General features: G+C 65.8%; 11 protein-coding genes and 1 pseudogene. 3 read left to right on the forward strand and 9 right to left on the reverse strand.

Annotation, left to right across the window (positions count from 1 at the left end):
* Positions 1 to 26: 26 nt before the first annotated feature.
* The 6 genes from LQG66_RS12335 to LQG66_RS12360 form a co-directional block, all read right to left on the reverse strand.
* Positions 27 to 257 (reverse strand): hypothetical protein, encoded by a 231-nt coding sequence (locus LQG66_RS12335; protein ID WP_231326487.1) that lies wholly within the window; start codon positions 255 to 257, stop codon positions 27 to 29.
* 357 nt (positions 258 to 614) lie between these two features.
* A complete protein-coding gene (locus LQG66_RS12340) occupies positions 615 to 950 on the reverse strand; it encodes a hypothetical protein (RefSeq protein ID WP_231326488.1) in 336 nt (111 codons plus the stop codon).
* A 1,349-nt stretch (positions 951 to 2,299) separates the two neighbouring features.
* The gene (locus tag LQG66_RS12345) at positions 2,300 to 3,349 is read right to left on the reverse strand and encodes a S1C family serine protease (RefSeq protein WP_231326489.1); all 1,050 of its coding nucleotides are present in this window, start codon (positions 3,347 to 3,349) and stop codon (positions 2,300 to 2,302) included.
* 68 nt (positions 3,350 to 3,417) lie between these two features.
* Positions 3,418 to 4,683: a cytochrome c gene (locus tag LQG66_RS12350; RefSeq protein ID WP_231326490.1), complete on the reverse strand. Its 1,266-nt coding sequence runs from the start codon at positions 4,681 to 4,683 to the stop codon at positions 3,418 to 3,420.
* The gene (locus tag LQG66_RS12355; protein ID WP_231326491.1) at positions 4,680 to 6,446 is read right to left on the reverse strand and encodes a GMC family oxidoreductase; all 1,767 of its coding nucleotides are present in this window, start codon (positions 6,444 to 6,446) and stop codon (positions 4,680 to 4,682) included. Before LQG66_RS12355 ends, LQG66_RS12350 begins: the two co-directional genes overlap by 4 nt.
* A complete protein-coding gene (locus LQG66_RS12360; protein WP_231326492.1) occupies positions 6,446 to 7,237 on the reverse strand; it encodes a gluconate 2-dehydrogenase subunit 3 family protein in 792 nt (263 codons plus the stop codon). The genes LQG66_RS12355 and LQG66_RS12360 overlap by 1 nt, the downstream gene beginning before the upstream one ends.
* Positions 7,238 to 7,462: 225 nt before the next feature.
* On the opposite strand from LQG66_RS12360, the gene LQG66_RS12365 reads away from it, so the two are divergent.
* Entirely contained in the window at positions 7,463 to 8,233 is a 771-nt protein-coding gene (locus LQG66_RS12365) for a thermonuclease family protein (RefSeq protein ID WP_231326493.1), read from the forward strand.
* 80 nt (positions 8,234 to 8,313) lie between these two features.
* Here LQG66_RS12365 and LQG66_RS12370 read toward each other — a convergent pair whose 3' ends face one another.
* From LQG66_RS12370 to LQG66_RS12380, 3 genes are all read right to left on the reverse strand, one after another.
* A complete protein-coding gene (locus LQG66_RS12370; protein ID WP_231326494.1) occupies positions 8,314 to 9,645 on the reverse strand; it encodes a PQQ-dependent sugar dehydrogenase in 1,332 nt (443 codons plus the stop codon).
* 88 nt (positions 9,646 to 9,733) lie between these two features.
* On the reverse strand, positions 9,734 to 11,518 hold the full coding sequence (locus LQG66_RS12375) for a chloride channel protein (protein WP_231326495.1): 1,785 nt from the start codon (positions 11,516 to 11,518) through the stop codon (positions 9,734 to 9,736).
* Positions 11,519 to 11,800: 282 nt separating this feature from the next.
* Positions 11,801 to 13,033 carry an acetyl-CoA C-acetyltransferase gene (locus LQG66_RS12380; RefSeq protein WP_231327766.1) on the reverse strand — a complete coding sequence of 411 codons (1,233 nt, stop codon included), beginning with the start codon at positions 13,031 to 13,033 and terminating at the stop codon, positions 11,801 to 11,803.
* Between the two features lie 471 nt (positions 13,034 to 13,504).
* Here LQG66_RS12380 and LQG66_RS12385 point away from each other — a divergent pair.
* Together LQG66_RS12385 and LQG66_RS12390 are read left to right on the forward strand one after the other, a co-directional pair.
* A pseudogene (locus LQG66_RS12385) lies at positions 13,505 to 14,961 on the forward strand (MmgE/PrpD family protein).
* A 103-nt stretch (positions 14,962 to 15,064) separates the two neighbouring features.
* Complete coding sequence (locus LQG66_RS12390; protein WP_231326496.1) at positions 15,065 to 16,036, forward strand: amidohydrolase family protein; 972 nt, start codon at positions 15,065 to 15,067, stop codon at positions 16,034 to 16,036.
* Positions 16,037 to 16,053: the final 17 nt, after the last annotated feature.

The following is a 16,053-nucleotide window of genomic DNA, read 5'->3' on the forward strand; positions in this document are numbered from 1 at the left end:
CGTCCGGGACGCCGATCGGCCGCTTGTCAAAATTGGACGGTTTTCGGAAAGTCATCCGGGAACCAGAACGGCGTGTCCGTCCCTCGCTGCCAGACCTCTTCGAACTCAAGGGCCGTAATGAGACCGAGCGGAATGCTGCGCGCGGTCTCGATGAACGGACCTTCTACGAGCGAAGGGCATCGGTCCCCCTTCCGCTCCTCGAGTGCGATGCTGTTGCGCTCAATGCGACCGTCAGCGAAGACGTTGACTGTGCGCAAGACAACATCCGCTACGGTGTCGATCTCGTAGTAGAGCCAAGTCGGCTCGTATGGGGCACGTCAGGATCGGGCCAACGTCCACGGTAACACTCGATATTCAGGTCTGGGGTCGAGTGGTTTGTCATTTTCGTCAGCCTTGGCGGTGTCCGGTAGGGCGAGGCGCTCTCTGTAATTTCCTGCCTAGCCCATGATGCCGTCTACTGGCCCATTTCGGACCTTTTGGCTTGCGCCGGGGATCCGATCACGGGGTATGATCGGGCCGGCAATCGAAGGGCCGACAGGCCGCTTTTGACTTTTTTACACAACCAAGACCCGTTGCGGTCATTCGCCCGACGCGGAAGGGGCGTGGTAGATCGCCTACCGATTGGCCCAGACTAGAACTGCAAAAGGTAGAAGTATTGCACCGAGAATGCTGATGCCGATAACAACGGAGCGCTCCTTTGCTACGAGCGTCACCACTCGCACAATCGCGCCTATTGCAGTAGAAATCGCAGCTGACAGGACAAGAGCCAAGCCGATACCCTCCAATCCGGTCCGCGTTGGTGTTGCCATCAAAGCATAATACCAGGCGGTGAAGTAGAGGGTGACGAGCAAGGCGACTGCCATAGTGTACGCGAGCAGCCACCGCCACGATGGCATAAGCAACGGCATCGCATAAGGAACAAGGAGCAGAAGTAGGATCTGCAAGGCCATCCGTTGCGTACTCATTTTGACAGACACTCGCGTCCTCGACAATTGTACCCTACGATTGCTCTGCGAGGTCCGAGAATGCGTGGCGTACTTAATGCAGACTTCCACTTCTGGGCCCGGACCTTCCCATTGCGCTGGAAGAATGTCTGCTCTCCAGGCTCGACCGGAAGTAAGTGGCCGGAGCGCTGGAAGACTACTTCGGACCCGAAGCGGGATGCCCGGCTCTATCGGAAGTCTGCACTGCTGGGTCCGCGGGCAGTTTTGATCTGCGCAGCCCCGAGGTCCACCCTAAATGCACCCGCTTTCCTGACCTGAACCGGACGCGATTGTTGAGGAACATTGGCGCTTGTGAGCTCAAGCGGATCATCCACCGGCAACGCCTCGCCCGACACGGGCTGATCGAGCCTCTCCTTGCAATTCTGAAAAAAATAAACTTCTTGCGCTTTTTCGGAAATTATGATTGTCTCTGCGCATCCCGCCTCATGCCGAGGGGCGTTGCGCGCGATCGTCACGACACGCGAGGCGGGGAGCGATGGCCGCGAGAGATCGCAGCGTCTTCTCACGAGGGCGCGGACGAACGATCGCTTGCGGACGTGAAGTCGCAGCGTCCTGACACCCCGATGCTGGTGTCCCGCGCAATGCGCAAGCATTGTCGCGAATGGTGGCCAACAAGCCCGGCGCACCAGGGAGACTGCGTATAAGCGTGAAGACCATCGCGCAGGGAATGCCGGTTACGGCAGCACCTGTGGTACCTGCCGCCTGCATTTTTTTCGCAGGCGGGCCATGGGTGAGGCCTTCACCCGGCATTCCCTGCGCCCTCTGCATTGTTGCGAGGGACACATGCGATGCACGACTCGGGCGCGATGCGCCGCGAGAGTGCGATGACATGTTCCGTGCTGTTTGAGATGTGAATCGGACGAAAGCGGGCGACGCTGCCGTCGCAGCCATGAGGATTCTTCATCATTGCGCTTGGACGATCGGAAGATGAGGCGCGCTGAACATGAATGTGCCCTCTCCCCTTGCGGGAGAGGGCATGCAGGAAGGCGCGGCAAGCTCAGTTGGGTGAGGGGTATGCCTCGACGACCGTTGCTCGCGGAGAGCTACCCCTCACCCAACCGCGTGGGTGGATGGGCCGGAGATGCCCTCTCCCGCAAGGGGAGAGGGCGCTGCATCGCTCAGTGCAACGCTGAGAGATCTCATTCAGTCCGTGGGCAAAGGCGCGCAGCCGTGCTGTCTCGACCCATGACGAAAGAACGGTGCGCCGTGCCCCCATTGCACGCGCGATGCACATGGTGGGCACGTCGCGACGCGGCGTTGCCGCGTCCCGCCTTTGCCCACCCTGTCTGTCGACATCACGACGCCGCTTGCCGCGTGGCCGGCTTGCGCTCCACCGGGTGGATGTCGATGCCGCGCAGGCGGCCGAGCCGCAGCACGTCCATTGCGAGCGTGCGGTCGATGCGGTCGCGGTCGAGCACGCGGATCAGATCGTCGACGCCGTTGATGTCGACGCCGTCGAGCCTGATCACGACGTCGCCCGGCAGCAGGCCGGCCCGCGCGGCCGGGCCGTCCGGCTCGATCTGCATCAAGAGCGCGCCCATCTTGTTCTCGACGCCGGCCAGCACCGCATGCCGGCGCGGCACCGGCGCGGTCTGCCCGGAGACGCCGATATAGGCGCGGCGGACATAGCCGTGGCGGATGATCTCCGACAGCACGAACTGCGCGGTGTTGCTGGCCACCGCAAAGCAGATGCCCTGCGCGCCCTGGATGATGGCGGTGTTGATGCCGATCACCTCGGCGGCCGACGACACCAGCGCGCCGCCGGAATTGCCGGGGTTGAGCGCCGCGTCGGTCTGGATCACGTCCTCGATCATGCGCCCGGACACCGAACGGATCGAGCGGCCGAGCGCGGAGACGACGCCGGCCGTGACCGTCGATTCGAAGCCGAGCGGGTTGCCGATCGCGACCACGAGCTGGCCGCGGCGCAGGCGCTTGGAGTTGCCGAGCGTGGCGTAGCGCAGCTCGCGGGCATGGTTGGCGCGCAGCAGCGCCAGATCGGTGTCGGGATCGACGCCGAGCACCTGCGCGTCGGTGACGACGCCCTCGATGTCGCGCAGCCGGATGGTCTTCGACGTCCCGACCACATGGCTGTTGGTCAGCACGAGGCCGTCCGGCGAGATGACGATCCCGGAGCCCAGCCCGCCGCGCTCCGCCCGCGAGCCTGCGGTCGAGCCGGCTTTGGGGCCGGTCTCGACGCGCACGACCGCCGGGCCGACGCGCTCGGTGACATCGATGACGGCATTGGAATAGGCGTCGAGCAGCGCCTGATCATCGACCGGAGCGGCACGAGACGCCTGCGCCGGCGACAGCTCGTCGCCGGCGAGATTGGAGGTAAAGTCCAACATGGCAAGATTTCCTTTGCCACGTCAGATGGGTAGCAAGCCTCGCCTGCGCAAGGCGAAGCCCGGGACCGCTAATCCGCCGCCCCGCTCACCTTTCCGCGAATGGCCTTCACGGCGTCCGCGGTCACCGGGGCCGCCGCGTTGCCCCAGCTGTTGCGGACATAGGTCACGACTGCTGCGATCTGCTCGTCGCTGAGCCGGAAGCCGAACGACGGCATCGCCGGCGCGGTCGGATGGGTTGCAGTCGCCGCCCCCTGCCCGCCGGTGATGACGATGTGAATCAGCGATGCCGGATCGTCCTGCGTCGCGATGGTCGCACCGGCCAGCTTGGGGAAGACGTGCGGGATGCCCTCGCCGCTGCGGACGTGGCAGGCGGCGCAGGTGTCGACAAAGATCGCCTCGCCGATCTTCATGCGGCTGTCGTTGGCGGCCAGCGCGCCGGGTGCCGGCGAACCGGCAGCGCCGCGCGTCTTCAGATAGACCGCCATCGCCTTGAGGTCGGCGTCCGCCATCTTGGACGTCGAGTTCTCCACCACGTCCTTCATCGGACCGGAGGCGAGCACGCCGCGCGCCTGCCCGACCTTCAGATATTGCACGACCTCATCGACCGTCCATTTGCCGAGGCCGGCCTGGGCGTCATTGGTGATGTTCGGCGCCGTCCAGTTGTCGACCACGCCGCCTTCAAGATGGTGGTCGGACTTGTTGGCGCCGAGGGCGTTCATCGGCGTGTGGCAGACGCCGCAATGGCCGAGACCTTCGACCAGGTAGCCGCCGCGATTGTACTCCTCCGACTTCGCGGGATCGGGTTTGAATTCGCCGGCGGTGAAGAACAGCCCGTTCCAGACCCCCATCGAGGCGCGGATATTGAACGGAAACGGCAACGTGTTGCGGTTGACCGTGTTCGACACCGGCTCGAGCGAGCGCAGATACGCGTAGATCGCGTCGGCATCCGCGCGCGTCACCTTGGTGTAGGAGGGATAGGGAAACGCGGGATAGAGCCGCGTGCCGTTCGGGCGCTTGCCCTCATGCATGGCGCGGGCGAAATCGTCCGCGCTCCAGCTGCCGATGCCGGTCGCGATATCCGGCGTGAGGTTGGGCGTCATGATGGCGCCGAACGGCGTCTGCAGCGCGAGCCCGCCTGCGAACGGCGTGCCGCCCGGCGCGGTGTGACAGGCGACGCAGTCGCCCGCGGTGGCCAGCGCCCTGCCGCGCATGATCTCGACGTAGTTGTCGGAATCGGCGAGCGCGGGTCCGCCGACGGCGAGCAGCCCGAGCGCCAGCAGGGAGCGCAGCCCGCGCGCCTGCCCGGTCCTGGTGGTCTTCACGATCGCGCTCATTGCTGCACCAGTGCTCCAGGTGATTTCAGGTACTTCTTCTGGATGGCGTCGAGCGCCCAATAGGTCAGCGCTCCCACCGTGCCGGTCGGGTTGTAGCCGGCGTTCTGCGGGAAGGTCGATGCGCCCATCACGAACACGTTCGGCACGTCCCACGACTGCAGATAGCGGTTGAGCACGCTGGTCTTGGGATCGGTGCCGGCCACCGTGCCGCCGGTGTTGTGCGTGCTCTGGTAGGGCACGACGTTCCATGGCGTGTTGAGGCGGTTGATCTGGGTCGTCTTCGCGCCCATCGCCTTGGCGATCGCCTCGCACCGCTCGGCCATCCAGTTGGCCATCTTGATCTCGTTCGGCTGGAAGTCGAACGTCATGCGCATCAGGGGACGGCCGAGCTGATCCTTGTAGGTCGGATCGAGGTCGAGATAGTTGGCGCGGTAGCTCATCACGCTGCCCTGCGCGCCGACATTGGTGACGCGCTGATAGGTCTCGCGCACCGCCTTCTTCCAGGCCGAGCCCCAATTCGGCGTGCCCCGCGGCGTCGGGCGGTACTGGATCGGACGACCGTTGGTATAGGCGTTGGTGATCGACGCGCCGCCGACGAAGCCGTGCGGTCCGTGATCGAAATTATCGCTGTTGTAGTCGTCCAGCGCGGCGCCGAGCGAGCCGGCCGCGGCGAACGGATTGAAGTTGACGTTGTCGAAGAACGCGGTCGCCCCCGAGCCGGTCTGGTAGGCGTAGTTGCGTCCGACGACACCCTCGCCGGTGCTGGCGTCGTAGGGCTTGCCGATCCCCGACAGCAGCATCAGCCGGACGTTGAACAGGCCGTAGGCGCACAGCAGGACCAGGTCGGCCGGCTGCTCCCATTCCTCGCCATTGGCGTCGACATAGACGACGCCCGTCGCTGTTTTCCCGTCGCGCGACAGCTGGACCTTCGTGACCTCGCATTCGGTCCGGGCTTCGAAATTGGGCTCGCGCACCAGCGCCGGCAGCACGCAGGTCTGCGGCGACGACTTCGAATAGTTGGAGCAGCCGAAACGCTCGCAGAAGCCGCAATAGGTGCACGGCGCCATGCTGCAGCCATAGGGGTTGGTATAGGCAGCCGACAGGTTGGCCGACGGTCGCGGGAACGGGTGCAGCCCCATCTCCTTCGCCGCCTTCGTGAACAGCTCCTGCGAATAGCCCTGCTTCATCGGCGGCGTCGGATAGTCGCGCTCACGCGCGCCCTCGAACGGATTGCCGCCCGGCTGGACCTGTCCCTTGATGTTGCCGGCCTTGCCCGAGATCCCCGCGACATATTCGAACTTGTCGTAGAACGGCTCGAGCTCGTCATAGCTCATCGGCCAGTCCTGGATCTGATGGCCCTCCGGCATGATGCCTTCGCCGTAGCGCTCGACCATGTGGCTGCGCAAACGGAAATCGTCGGGCAGGAAACGCCAGGTCTGGCCGTTCCAGTGCGAGCCCGCACCACCGACACCGTTGCCCGGCAGGAAGCTGCCCCAGCGGCGGATCGGCAACGCGGTCTGCGACGAGTTGTTGCGCATCGTCAGCGTTTCCTGCCGCGTGCGCAGGAAGATGTCGTGACGCACCGCATAACGCAGCTCGTCGGGCGCCGTGCCGATGTTGAAGTCGGTGGCGGTGTCGCGCCAGGGGCCGCGCTCGATCGCGACCACGTCCAGCCCGGAGCGGGCGAGTTCGAGCGCCATGATCGAGCCGGTCCAGCCGAGCCCGACGATGACGGCATCCTTGCGTGGCAGACGACGGGTCATCAGCGTACTCCCCAGGCGGGCTGGCCCTGCAGGCTCACCGGCGGCAGCGTGTATGGCTTGTTCGGATTGTCGATCACGTCGCGGAAGTCGTAGCGCACGCCGGGAAAGCCGATCAGCTTCCAGCCGGCCATGTCCTTGTTGCCGCCGTAGATCGGGTCGGCGAAGAATCCTTCCATCGTGTTGGCGTGGACGGCATTGAACAGCATGCGGCTGGCAAAACCTTCGAACTTGATGTCGCCCTTCTCCATGCCGGCCAGCAGCTTGTCTTTTTCGTCGGCAGACAGATCGACGAAGCCGCGCCCGCCGAAATTGGCCTTGCAGTAGGCCGCGAGCGCCGCCAGCCCCTGGCGATATTGCTGGCGTGGCGTGAGCGGCGATTGCAGACCCTGCGTCGGCAGCGGATTCGCCGGAAATGGTCCCGTCATGTAGAGCCAGTCATGCCCGCCATAGGGGCCGGTGAGCTGGCGATCGATGAAGGTGGTGACCCCGGACTCCTTGGCGCCTGGACCAAGCTCGTCCGCCGGAATCAGGCGATCGACGATGGCATCGACCACCGCCGCTTCATCGGCCGTGAAGAACAGCCAGCCGCCCGGCACCACCGGCGTGACCGGATAGGCTTCGTTGGGGCGCCAGGGCAGCACCTTGGTGACGACTTTGGCAGTCGCACCCGACGTCGTGATCAGGAGTGCGGCTGTCGCCAGCAGGCTTCGTCGCGACACTCCAGAATGTCGTGGCGCTTCGGTCGGCGGCGCGAACTTCGCGCGCATGGCCGAGCGATCGTCGGTGTGCATTGTCTCTCTCCGCAGGCGGATCAGGTGATCGATCCGCAGGCGCTCTTCTTAGACGGATTCGTTAACAATTCTGTCGCCGTTTGAATGCAGCAGGCTCATGGCGCTCTGCGTTGAGCGACACAAGACCAACATCACCACGAGGAGATCCTGCAGTCGCAACGCACAAATTGATCATCCAATGTCCGGGGTGCTAGGACTGCGCCGTGCACGGGCAAGGAGTGGGGCATGCGGATATCGACCACGATATCTCGGACTTTGATGGTCATCGCCGTGGTGTCGGGCGCAACCAGCCCGGCGACGGCGGCAAGCGCCGTCGTCCGGAGCGGCGACACCATCCAGCTCGGCGACAGCGTCTTCCGGCTCGACGGCATCGATGCCCCCGAGGTCGATCAGCTCTGCATCGACGATCATGCCGATTCCTGGAACTGCGGGGTCGAAGCGCGCGAGCAGCTCACCAGGCTGATCGGCGGCCGCTCGGTGCGCTGCGACGATCTCGGTCCTGACAAGCCGCTGAAGACGCGCCGGATCGGCATCTGCACGGTTGACGGCGACAAGATGAGTCTGAACCAGCAGGTGGCGCGGGCAGGCTTCGCCGTGAGCGCCGACCCCGCCGCCAAATATCGCGGCAAGGATGACATCGCGGCCGCCAGAGAGACGCTGAGCGGTCTCTGGAAAGGATGCTTCGTCGCGCCGGGCGAATTCCGCACCGACAAGAAGGATGGCGTGCTGCTCGGCGCGTCCTGCCGCGCCGACCGCGATCGCGAGATTCGCGCCGCGCTGTTTCCGGACGCGCCGGCCATGCCACCCGGCTGCAGCATCAAGGGCAAGTTCGCGGTGCGCGCCCGCGTCACCGGCAACATCGGCATCTACCATCTGCAGGGCTGCCCGAGCTATCCCGCGACCACGGAGCCGGATCGCTGGTTCTGCTCGGAAGACGATGCACGAGCGGCCGGTTTCCGCCGCGCCTTCAACTGCCGCGCACCGAAGGGCAAGTGACGAGCGACATCCTCGGTGATGGCATCAATCGCCGAGCCTGACGTCGGCGCCGTCGCGTCAGCGGGAGCCGCCGGCTCTGCTCAGCGGCTCACGCGCCAGATCGTGCCGTTGCCGTCCTCGGAGATCAAAAGACTGCCGTCGCGCGCCACGGTGACGCCGACCGGCCGCCCCCAGACTTCGCGGTCGTTGACGACGAAGCCGGTGACGAAATCCTCATACGCACCGGTTGGCATGCCGTCCTGCAGCCGGATGCGGATGACCTTGTAGCCGGTGCGCTTGGACCGGTTCCACGAGCCGTGCTCGGCCGCGAAGGCGTCGCCGCGATACTCCGGCGGAAACAGGCCCGCGTCGTAGAAGGTCAAGCCGAGCGACGCCGAATGCGCCTGCAGCAGCACGTCGGGAATCGTGATCTTGCCCTTGAGGTCGGGGCGCTCACCGGCATGGCGCGGGTCCGGATTGTCGCCCATGTAGTACCAGGGCCAGCCGTAGAAGCCGCCCTCCTTCACACGCGTGACATAGTCCGGGACCAGATCGTCACCGAGGCCGTCGCGCTCGTTGGTGGAGCACCAGGGCGCGCCGGTCGCAGGCTGAATGGCGAGCCCGACACAGTTGCGGATACCGGTTGCAAACAGACTCTGGTTCTTGCCGGCGGGATCGAAGGAAAGCACGGCGGCACGGTCGATCTCCGCCCCCCAGGCCGCGCCCAGCGGATGGGCATTGGTCCAGGCGGCGAGACCACCGGCGGGCTCGCCCAGGGCTTCGCCGACATTGCCGGCGGACCCGACCGACACCAGCATGCGCTTGTCGTCCCTGGTGAAGACGACGTCGCGCGTCGAATGACCGTACCCGGCCGGCAGGTCGGGGACGACGACCTCCAACGGCCCCGACGCCTTCATGGCACCGCTACGGTAGGGAAAGCGCATGACCCGCTCGGTGCTGGCGACATAGACCCATTGCGGATCGGCGCTTGGATAGAACGCGATGCCGAAGGGGTGACCGAGCCGATCGGCGAAGATCTCGCTCGATGCAACCCTGCTGCCGTCCTCGCTCGGGCGCAGCACGCGAACGCGGCCCGCCCGGGTCTCGGCGACGAAGATGTCGCCGTTCGGCGCCGTGCGGATGATCCGCGGGCCGCTCAGCCCCTCGGCGAACAGCGCGATCTTGAAGCCGTCGGCCACCTTCGGCACGGCGGAGGCTGGCCGCTGCACCACGCGCGAGACGTTGGCGGCGGACGCCGTCGCGCCCGGCTTGGGCAAGTCCTGGGGGCGGAACAGCCTGGTGGTGCCGGGCGTATCGCCCTGCCAGCTGCCGAACGCGTCCCTCCCTTGGAGCATCGCCGGTTCGGCTGCGGCCGCGGTCGCCGCCAGCACGGCCAGAGCCGCCACGACAGCCGTTCTCTTGCGTCTCATCATGCAGTCCTCGCGCGTCCAGCGTCTCAAGCGGCCGGCAGCGTATCCCGTTCCCTTCCCCGAGATCACGCAGCGCGGCGATGTGAGGCGATCACGACAGCGCGCCGAGCACTCCGCGCGTCGCCTGATCGATCTCCTCGACGTAGCGGCGGCGCGCGAAGGACTCGGTCAGGAAGCCGATCACCTTGCGGCTGTTCTCCGATTCCAGCACTGCCAGCACCTCCGCGCCGGAATCGTCGAAGATCTTCATCGCCGTCTTGACGTTCATTTCAGGCAACAGCGCGACCTCGAAATATTTGGCGAGCTCGACCACCTGGATCTCGTCGGCGATGGAATCCAGCTCGCCCGAGAACAGGTCGGGCAGCGAGACCAACCCGCAGTAATCGTCACTGTTGTTGACCACCACGACGGCCTGGCGCGTGCCGAGCGCGAATTCACGCCGGCACGCCGCGATCGTGGTGGTGGTCGGCACCTTGCCGACGTCGGAGCGCATCAGCCGCTCGACGGTGAGATTGCGCAGCCAGCCGACGTCGTTGGCGCTGCGGATGGTCTCGCCGCGCAGATGCAGCCGCCAGGTCGAGAACGAGTGCCCGAACAGGACGCGGACGCAGACCGACGTCACGATGCACGCCGCCAGCACCACGGCGGTGACGTCGACGCTGCGCGTCATTTCCAGCACCAGGAACGACATCGTCAGCGGCCCGCCGACGATGGCGACCCCGAGTGTCGCCATGCCCGTCAGCATCGCCACGACAGGATCGAGTGCGAGCCCGACGCCGACCATCGTGAGCAGTCCCGCGAACAGCTTGCCGAGCAGGCTGCCAATGAACAGCGAGGCGAAGAACAGTCCACCGCGAAAGCCTGACGCCAGCGAAATCAGGCAGGCCGCGAGCTTGAGCACGATGATGGTGGCGATCATGCCGACCGCCATCTCGCGATGCAGGTCCAGCAGCATCGCGCCGTGTCCGGCCGCCAGCACCTGCGGCGTCACGATGGCCATCGCGCCGACGCAGACGCCCCCGACGGCAGGACGCAGCCAGACCGGGATGCGGACGAACAGCCGCTCCACCGCAGGTGAGGCGCGCATCACCACGATGCCGATGCCGCTCACGAGCAGGGCCAGCACGAACAGCGCGACGTACTGCTCGAAGCCGACCGCGCCGACCTTCTGGATCTCGATCGAATAAGGCGCCCCGGCGAGATATTGCGACGTCAGCGCGCCCGCCAGCGACGCCGCCAGGATCGGCGCGGCGCTGCCGACAGAGTAAACGCCTACGATCAGCTCACACGCATAGAACGCGCCCGTGATCGGCGCGCCGAACGCGGCGGCGATGGCTGCGGCCGCGCCGCAGCCGAGGATCAGGCGCATATCGTTGCGGCGAAGCGTGAGGTACTGCCCAAGCAGCGAGGCTATGCCGGCGCCGATCTGGGTGTAGCCGGCCTCGAGGCCGACCGAGGCGCCGGAGCCATTGGAGACCAGGGTCTGGCCGCTCACCACGACGCTGTCGCGCATCGACAGCCGGCCGCCGCGCAGCGCATTGGCCTCCACCGGGTCGACAGCGGGCGCGATCTTCCAGCGCCGCCGCAGCCACTCCATGATGCCGAGGGCGAGGCCGCCAAGTGCCGGAGCCGTCACCGCGATCACCGGGTTCACCCAGGCATTGGCGCTGAGCCGCACGTCGATCGGGATGCCATAGATCAGCATATGGGCAAGCTGCGCGATGAGGCTCATGACCGTCACGGTCGCACCCGTCGCGACGCCGATCACAAGTGCCAGCAGGATCAGGTAGAATTCGTTGCTGCGCAGCAGCGCCCGCAGCCGCGTGACCACCCGGTTCGAAGCCTTGCGATCAATGATATGCGACAGCGACAGCACGGAGAGCCATTTCTTCTACGAGGAGGCCTCTTCGTGGCAATAACCTGCCGGATTTGCTCGAACAAGCGCGAATTCCCGCCGCACCTAAACGTGGTTGACCGGTCCGGAAAATGGAACCGCCACCGCCTGCCCGGCGAGCGAAAGCGTCGCTGCCCCGGGGCGTGACAGACACAACAGCCCGTGCTGGGGCCAAGCGCCCCGCTCCCCAGGCGCGAAACGACGGCGCCCGCCGTGGAGCTCCACAGCGGGCGCTGACAACTTAAATCAAACAGACGGGATCGCTCAGACCCGCTCGATGATGATGGCCGGCGCCATGCCACCGGCCGCGCACATCGTGACCAGGCCGCGCTTGAGATCGCGCCGCTCCAACTCGTCGAGCAAGGTCCCGATCAGGATAGAACCAGTGGCGCCGATCGGATGCCCCAGCGCGATCGAGCCGCCATTGACGTTGACCTTGGCGCGGTCGAGCTTGAGGTCGCGGACGTACTTCTCGGCAACGACCGCAAAAGCCTCGTTGATCTCGAACAGGTCGATGTCGTCGAGCGTCAGCCCGGCCTTCGCCAGCACCTTCCGCGTTGCAGGCACCGGCGCGTTCAGCATCAGGGTCGGGTCATCGCCCATGTTGGCCATCGCCACGACGCGGGCCCGCGGCTTCAGACCGTGGGCCTTGGCGTAGGATGGCGACGCCAGCAGGATGGCGGCTGCGCCGTCGACCACGCCGGAGGAGTTGCCGGCATGATGCATGAACGCGATCTCGAGGCCGGGATAGCGCTGCAGGATCAGGCCGCGATAGGTCGTGCCCTTGTCGTCGAGCGCATAATCGGCGATCGCCGGAAACGCCGGCTTCAGCCCGGCCAGTGCCTCGGCCGTGGTCTGCGGCCGCGGATATTCTTCATGATCGAGCGCAAGGCTGCCGTCCTCACGGTGGACCGCCACCAGGCTCTTCTTGAAATGACCGCCGGCGATCGCGGCTGCCGCGCGCTTCTGGCTTTGCAGCCCGAGCGCATCGACATCGGCCCGGGTGATGCCTTCCATGGTGGCGATCGCGTCGGCGCAGACACCCTGGTGCGACTGCGGATGCAGCGCCCGCAGATGCAGGTTGCCGGCATCCATCATCAGCGGCCCGTCGCCGCGCCGTCCCTCCATCGACATCATCTCGCAGCCGCCGGCGACAACGAGATCCTCCTGCCCGGCCATGATCGAGGCCGCCGCGATGTTGACGCTGGTGATGCCGGAGCCGCAGAAGCGGTCGAGCGTGACGCCGGAGGCGCGGATGTCGTAGCCGGCATCGAGCGCCGACATGCGGCCGAGATCGCCGCTCTGCGGGCCGCGCTGTGACGAGCAGCCCCAGATGATGTCGTCGACATCGGCTGTCTTGATGCCGGTGCGGTCGGCCAGCGCGCGCAGCACGGTGGCGCCGAGATGCTGCGGATGCAGCCCCGCGAGCGCGCCCTTGCCGGCCTTGCCGATGCCGCGCGGAGTCCTGCAGGCGTCGATGATCAGCGCGTCGACCATGGTGTTTCCTTTGCCCGATGTTGTTGTGAGCTTGGCGGTCAGGCAGTGGCACAGCGCCACCAGGACCGCCTTTGCTGTCGCATAGCATTCCGCCGGCGGTGTCCACAACGGCGCTTCAAGCTGTCGGCGCATGACCGGAACGCACGACATATCGTTGAAGCAACTCACCTTTCCGCCAGGCGAACAATTCATGGGAGCTGCGGGATGGATCGGCCTTCTGACAGGCCGGTTGAAGAGAGGCCTCCCCTCGCGCGGACCCGCTGCAGCGCACATCGAACCACCGCGTCCGCAACATTGCTGAGTGGGCCATAGAGCATTGTCCAACCAAGAAAACTGACCGTTCACCCAAGGCTTCTTGTAAAGCCCGAGCGACTGCAAGATCCTGGCATGCCAGGAGCGAATTGGGATCAGGATCGCTCCACGGGCCAATCGCAACACGGACGCCACAAGGCGCCGGATCGGGAGGACGTCATGATCGCGATGTCACGCCGCCGACTTTTGGCGGGTGCCGCTGGCCTGTCGCTGGCGGCCATCTCTGGCGCGTCTGCAGCGTCTGCAGCGGCTGCAGAGGCGGCCAAGTCCGACGGCAAGGACGTCACCTGGATACTGGCCCGCTATCTCGTCGGCGCGCGTTATGAGGACCTGCCCGAGAACGTCCGCAAGGAAGGTGTGCGGACGCTCCTGAACTATGTCGGCGTAGCCATCGGCGGGTCGCATCACGAGACGGTGGATATCGCGGTCTCGGCGCTCGCGCCGTTCTCCGGTCCGCCTCAGGCCGGGCTGTTCGGCCGCCCTGAGCGGTTCGACATCATGAACGCAGCCTTCATCAACGGCGTCTCCAGCCACATCTTCGATTACGACGACACCCATCTGAAGACGATCATCCATCCCGGTGGTCCGGTGATCTCCGCAATCCTGGCGCTCTCGGAATTGAAGCCGGTCAACGGCCGCGATTTCCTCAACGCCCTCGTGCTCGGCGTCGAGACCGAATGCCGGATCGGCAATGCCGTCTATCCCAATCACTATGACGTCGGCTGGCACATCACCGGCACCGCCGGCGTGTTCGGCGCCGCAGCCGCCGCCGGCCGGCTGATGGGCCTGACCGAGCAGCAGATGGTATGGGCGCTCGGGCTTGCCGCCTCGCAGCCGGTAGGCTTGCGCGAATCCTTCGGCTCTATGAACAAGAGCTTCAATCCGGGCCGCGCCGCCGCCGACGGCCTGTTCGCGGCAATCCTGGCCTCCAGGAACTACACCAGCTCCGACGGCATGATCGAGGCCAAGCGCGGCTGGGCCAACACGATCAGCACCAAGCAGGATTACCGCGAGATCACCGGCGAGCTCGGCCAGCGCTATGAGGCAGCGCTCAACACCTACAAGCCGTTCGCCTGCGGCATCGTCCTGCACCCGGCGATCGACGCCGCGATCCAGCTGCGCAACGAGAACAACCTCACGGCGGCGCGGATGAAGAGCGTCGACATGAAGGTCAATCCGCTGGTGCTCGAGCTCACCGGCAAGAAAACTCCGAAGGAAGGGCTGGAGGGCAAGTTCAGCGTCTACCACGCGGTCGCTGTGGCCCTGATCGAAGGCGCCGGTGGCGAGAAGCAGTTCTCGGACCGCGCGGTGCGCGATCCGGCGATCATAGAACTGCGCGGCAAGGTCAATCCGGTGATCGATGCGACGATCAAGCCCGAGCAGGTCGAGATGTCGATCGCGCTCACCGACGGCCGCGTCATCACCAAGCGGATCGAGCACGCGATCGGCAGCCTGGAGCGGCCGATGAGCAATGCCGATCTCGAACGCAAGTTCAAGGATCTCGCCGATGGCATCGTTCCCCCCAGCAGGTCGCGACCGTGATGGAGCGCTGCTGGAAGGTGGAAACGCTGGCCAACGTCGGCGACATCGTCGCGGCGGGGCGCAAGGCCGCCTGATCGCGACGCCGGCGGCAAGCCGATGACCAGGAAATAACGAGGTGCTGCCGGCCCGGCGGGTGATGCCCGCTGATGACCGCAGCCATGATGATGGAGACCCATGATGTTACGACGAGATCTGCTGGCCACCATGGCCGGACTGGGAGCGGTCACCGTGCTCGGCGCTGTCCCTGCGCGCGTTGCCGCTGAGGAAGCCAAGATCCCGAGCATTCCCGGCCCGGATCCAGCGACCCGGACGCCGAGCTTCAAAGCGCCGCCCGGCAGCGTCGACACCCACACCCACATTTTCGGCCCCGCATCGACCTACCCATTCTCGCCCACCCGCCCCTACACCCCGCCGGATGCGCCGCTGGAGATGTTCCGGGCGCTGCATGCGAAGATCGGGATCGAGCGCGCGGTCATCGTCAATGCGACCGTCCACGGCACCGACAATCGCGTCGTCACCGACGCGATCGCGCAGAGCAACGGCAACTACAAGGGCGTCGCCAACATCAATGCGGCGATGTCGGACGCCGACCTCGCGGCGCTCGGCAAGGCCGGCATCTGCGCCTGCCGTTTCGCCTTCCTGCGCCGGCTCGGCGGCGTCGGCGACATGAAGGTGTTCCGCAGCCTGGTCGACCGCGTCGCAGCGATCGGCTGGCATGTCGACATCTATCTCGAGGCTGGCACGATCCAGGAATTCGTGCCGGTCCTGAAGGCGCTCCCCGTCACCTATGTGATCGACCACATGGGCACGATCAGCGCCGCCAAGGGCATCGATGACGCCGAGTTCAAGGCGCTGCTCGACCTGCAGGCCAGCGACGACAAGTGCTGGATCAAGATCACCGGTCCCGAGCGCGCTTCGGCCTCCGGGCCCCCATTCCACGACGCGGTCCCGTTCGCCCGCAAGCTGATCGACAACGCGCCGGATCGCGTCATCTGGGGCACCGACTGGCCGCATCCCAACGTCAAGATCATGCCCAATGATGGTGATCTGGTCGATCTGATCCCGCTCTACGCCCCGGATCCTGCCGTCCAGCGCAAACTTCTTGTCAGCAATCCCGAACGGCTGTTCAAGTTCGAGGCCAAGAGCTGAGCCGACCGTCAGCACCT

This window comes from Bradyrhizobium ontarionense, from assembly GCF_021088345.1.
Taxonomy (GTDB): Bacteria; Pseudomonadota; Alphaproteobacteria; order Rhizobiales; family Xanthobacteraceae; genus Bradyrhizobium; species Bradyrhizobium ontarionense.

Excerpts from the sequence above, each read along its gene's own strand:
- LQG66_RS12365 (WP_231326493.1), top strand. The coding sequence starts at position 7,463 with ATGCGGATATCGACCACGATATCTCGGACTTTGATGGTCATCGCCGTG.
- LQG66_RS12370 (WP_231326494.1), bottom strand. The coding sequence starts at position 9,645 with ATGATGAGACGCAAGAGAACGGCTGTCGTGGCGGCTCTGGCCGTGCTG.
- LQG66_RS12360 (WP_231326492.1), bottom strand. The coding sequence starts at position 7,237 with ATGCACACCGACGATCGCTCGGCCATGCGCGCGAAGTTCGCGCCGCCG.
- LQG66_RS12340 (WP_231326488.1), bottom strand. The coding sequence starts at position 950 with ATGGCCTTGCAGATCCTACTTCTGCTCCTTGTTCCTTATGCGATGCCG.
- LQG66_RS12380 (WP_231327766.1), bottom strand. The coding sequence starts at position 13,033 with ATGGTCGACGCGCTGATCATCGACGCCTGCAGGACTCCGCGCGGCATC.
- LQG66_RS12345 (WP_231326489.1), bottom strand. The coding sequence starts at position 3,349 with ATGTTGGACTTTACCTCCAATCTCGCCGGCGACGAGCTGTCGCCGGCG.
- LQG66_RS12355 (WP_231326491.1), bottom strand. The coding sequence starts at position 6,446 with ATGACCCGTCGTCTGCCACGCAAGGATGCCGTCATCGTCGGGCTCGGC.
- LQG66_RS12350 (WP_231326490.1), bottom strand. The coding sequence starts at position 4,683 with ATGAGCGCGATCGTGAAGACCACCAGGACCGGGCAGGCGCGCGGGCTG.
- LQG66_RS12390 (WP_231326496.1), top strand. The coding sequence starts at position 15,065 with ATGTTACGACGAGATCTGCTGGCCACCATGGCCGGACTGGGAGCGGTC.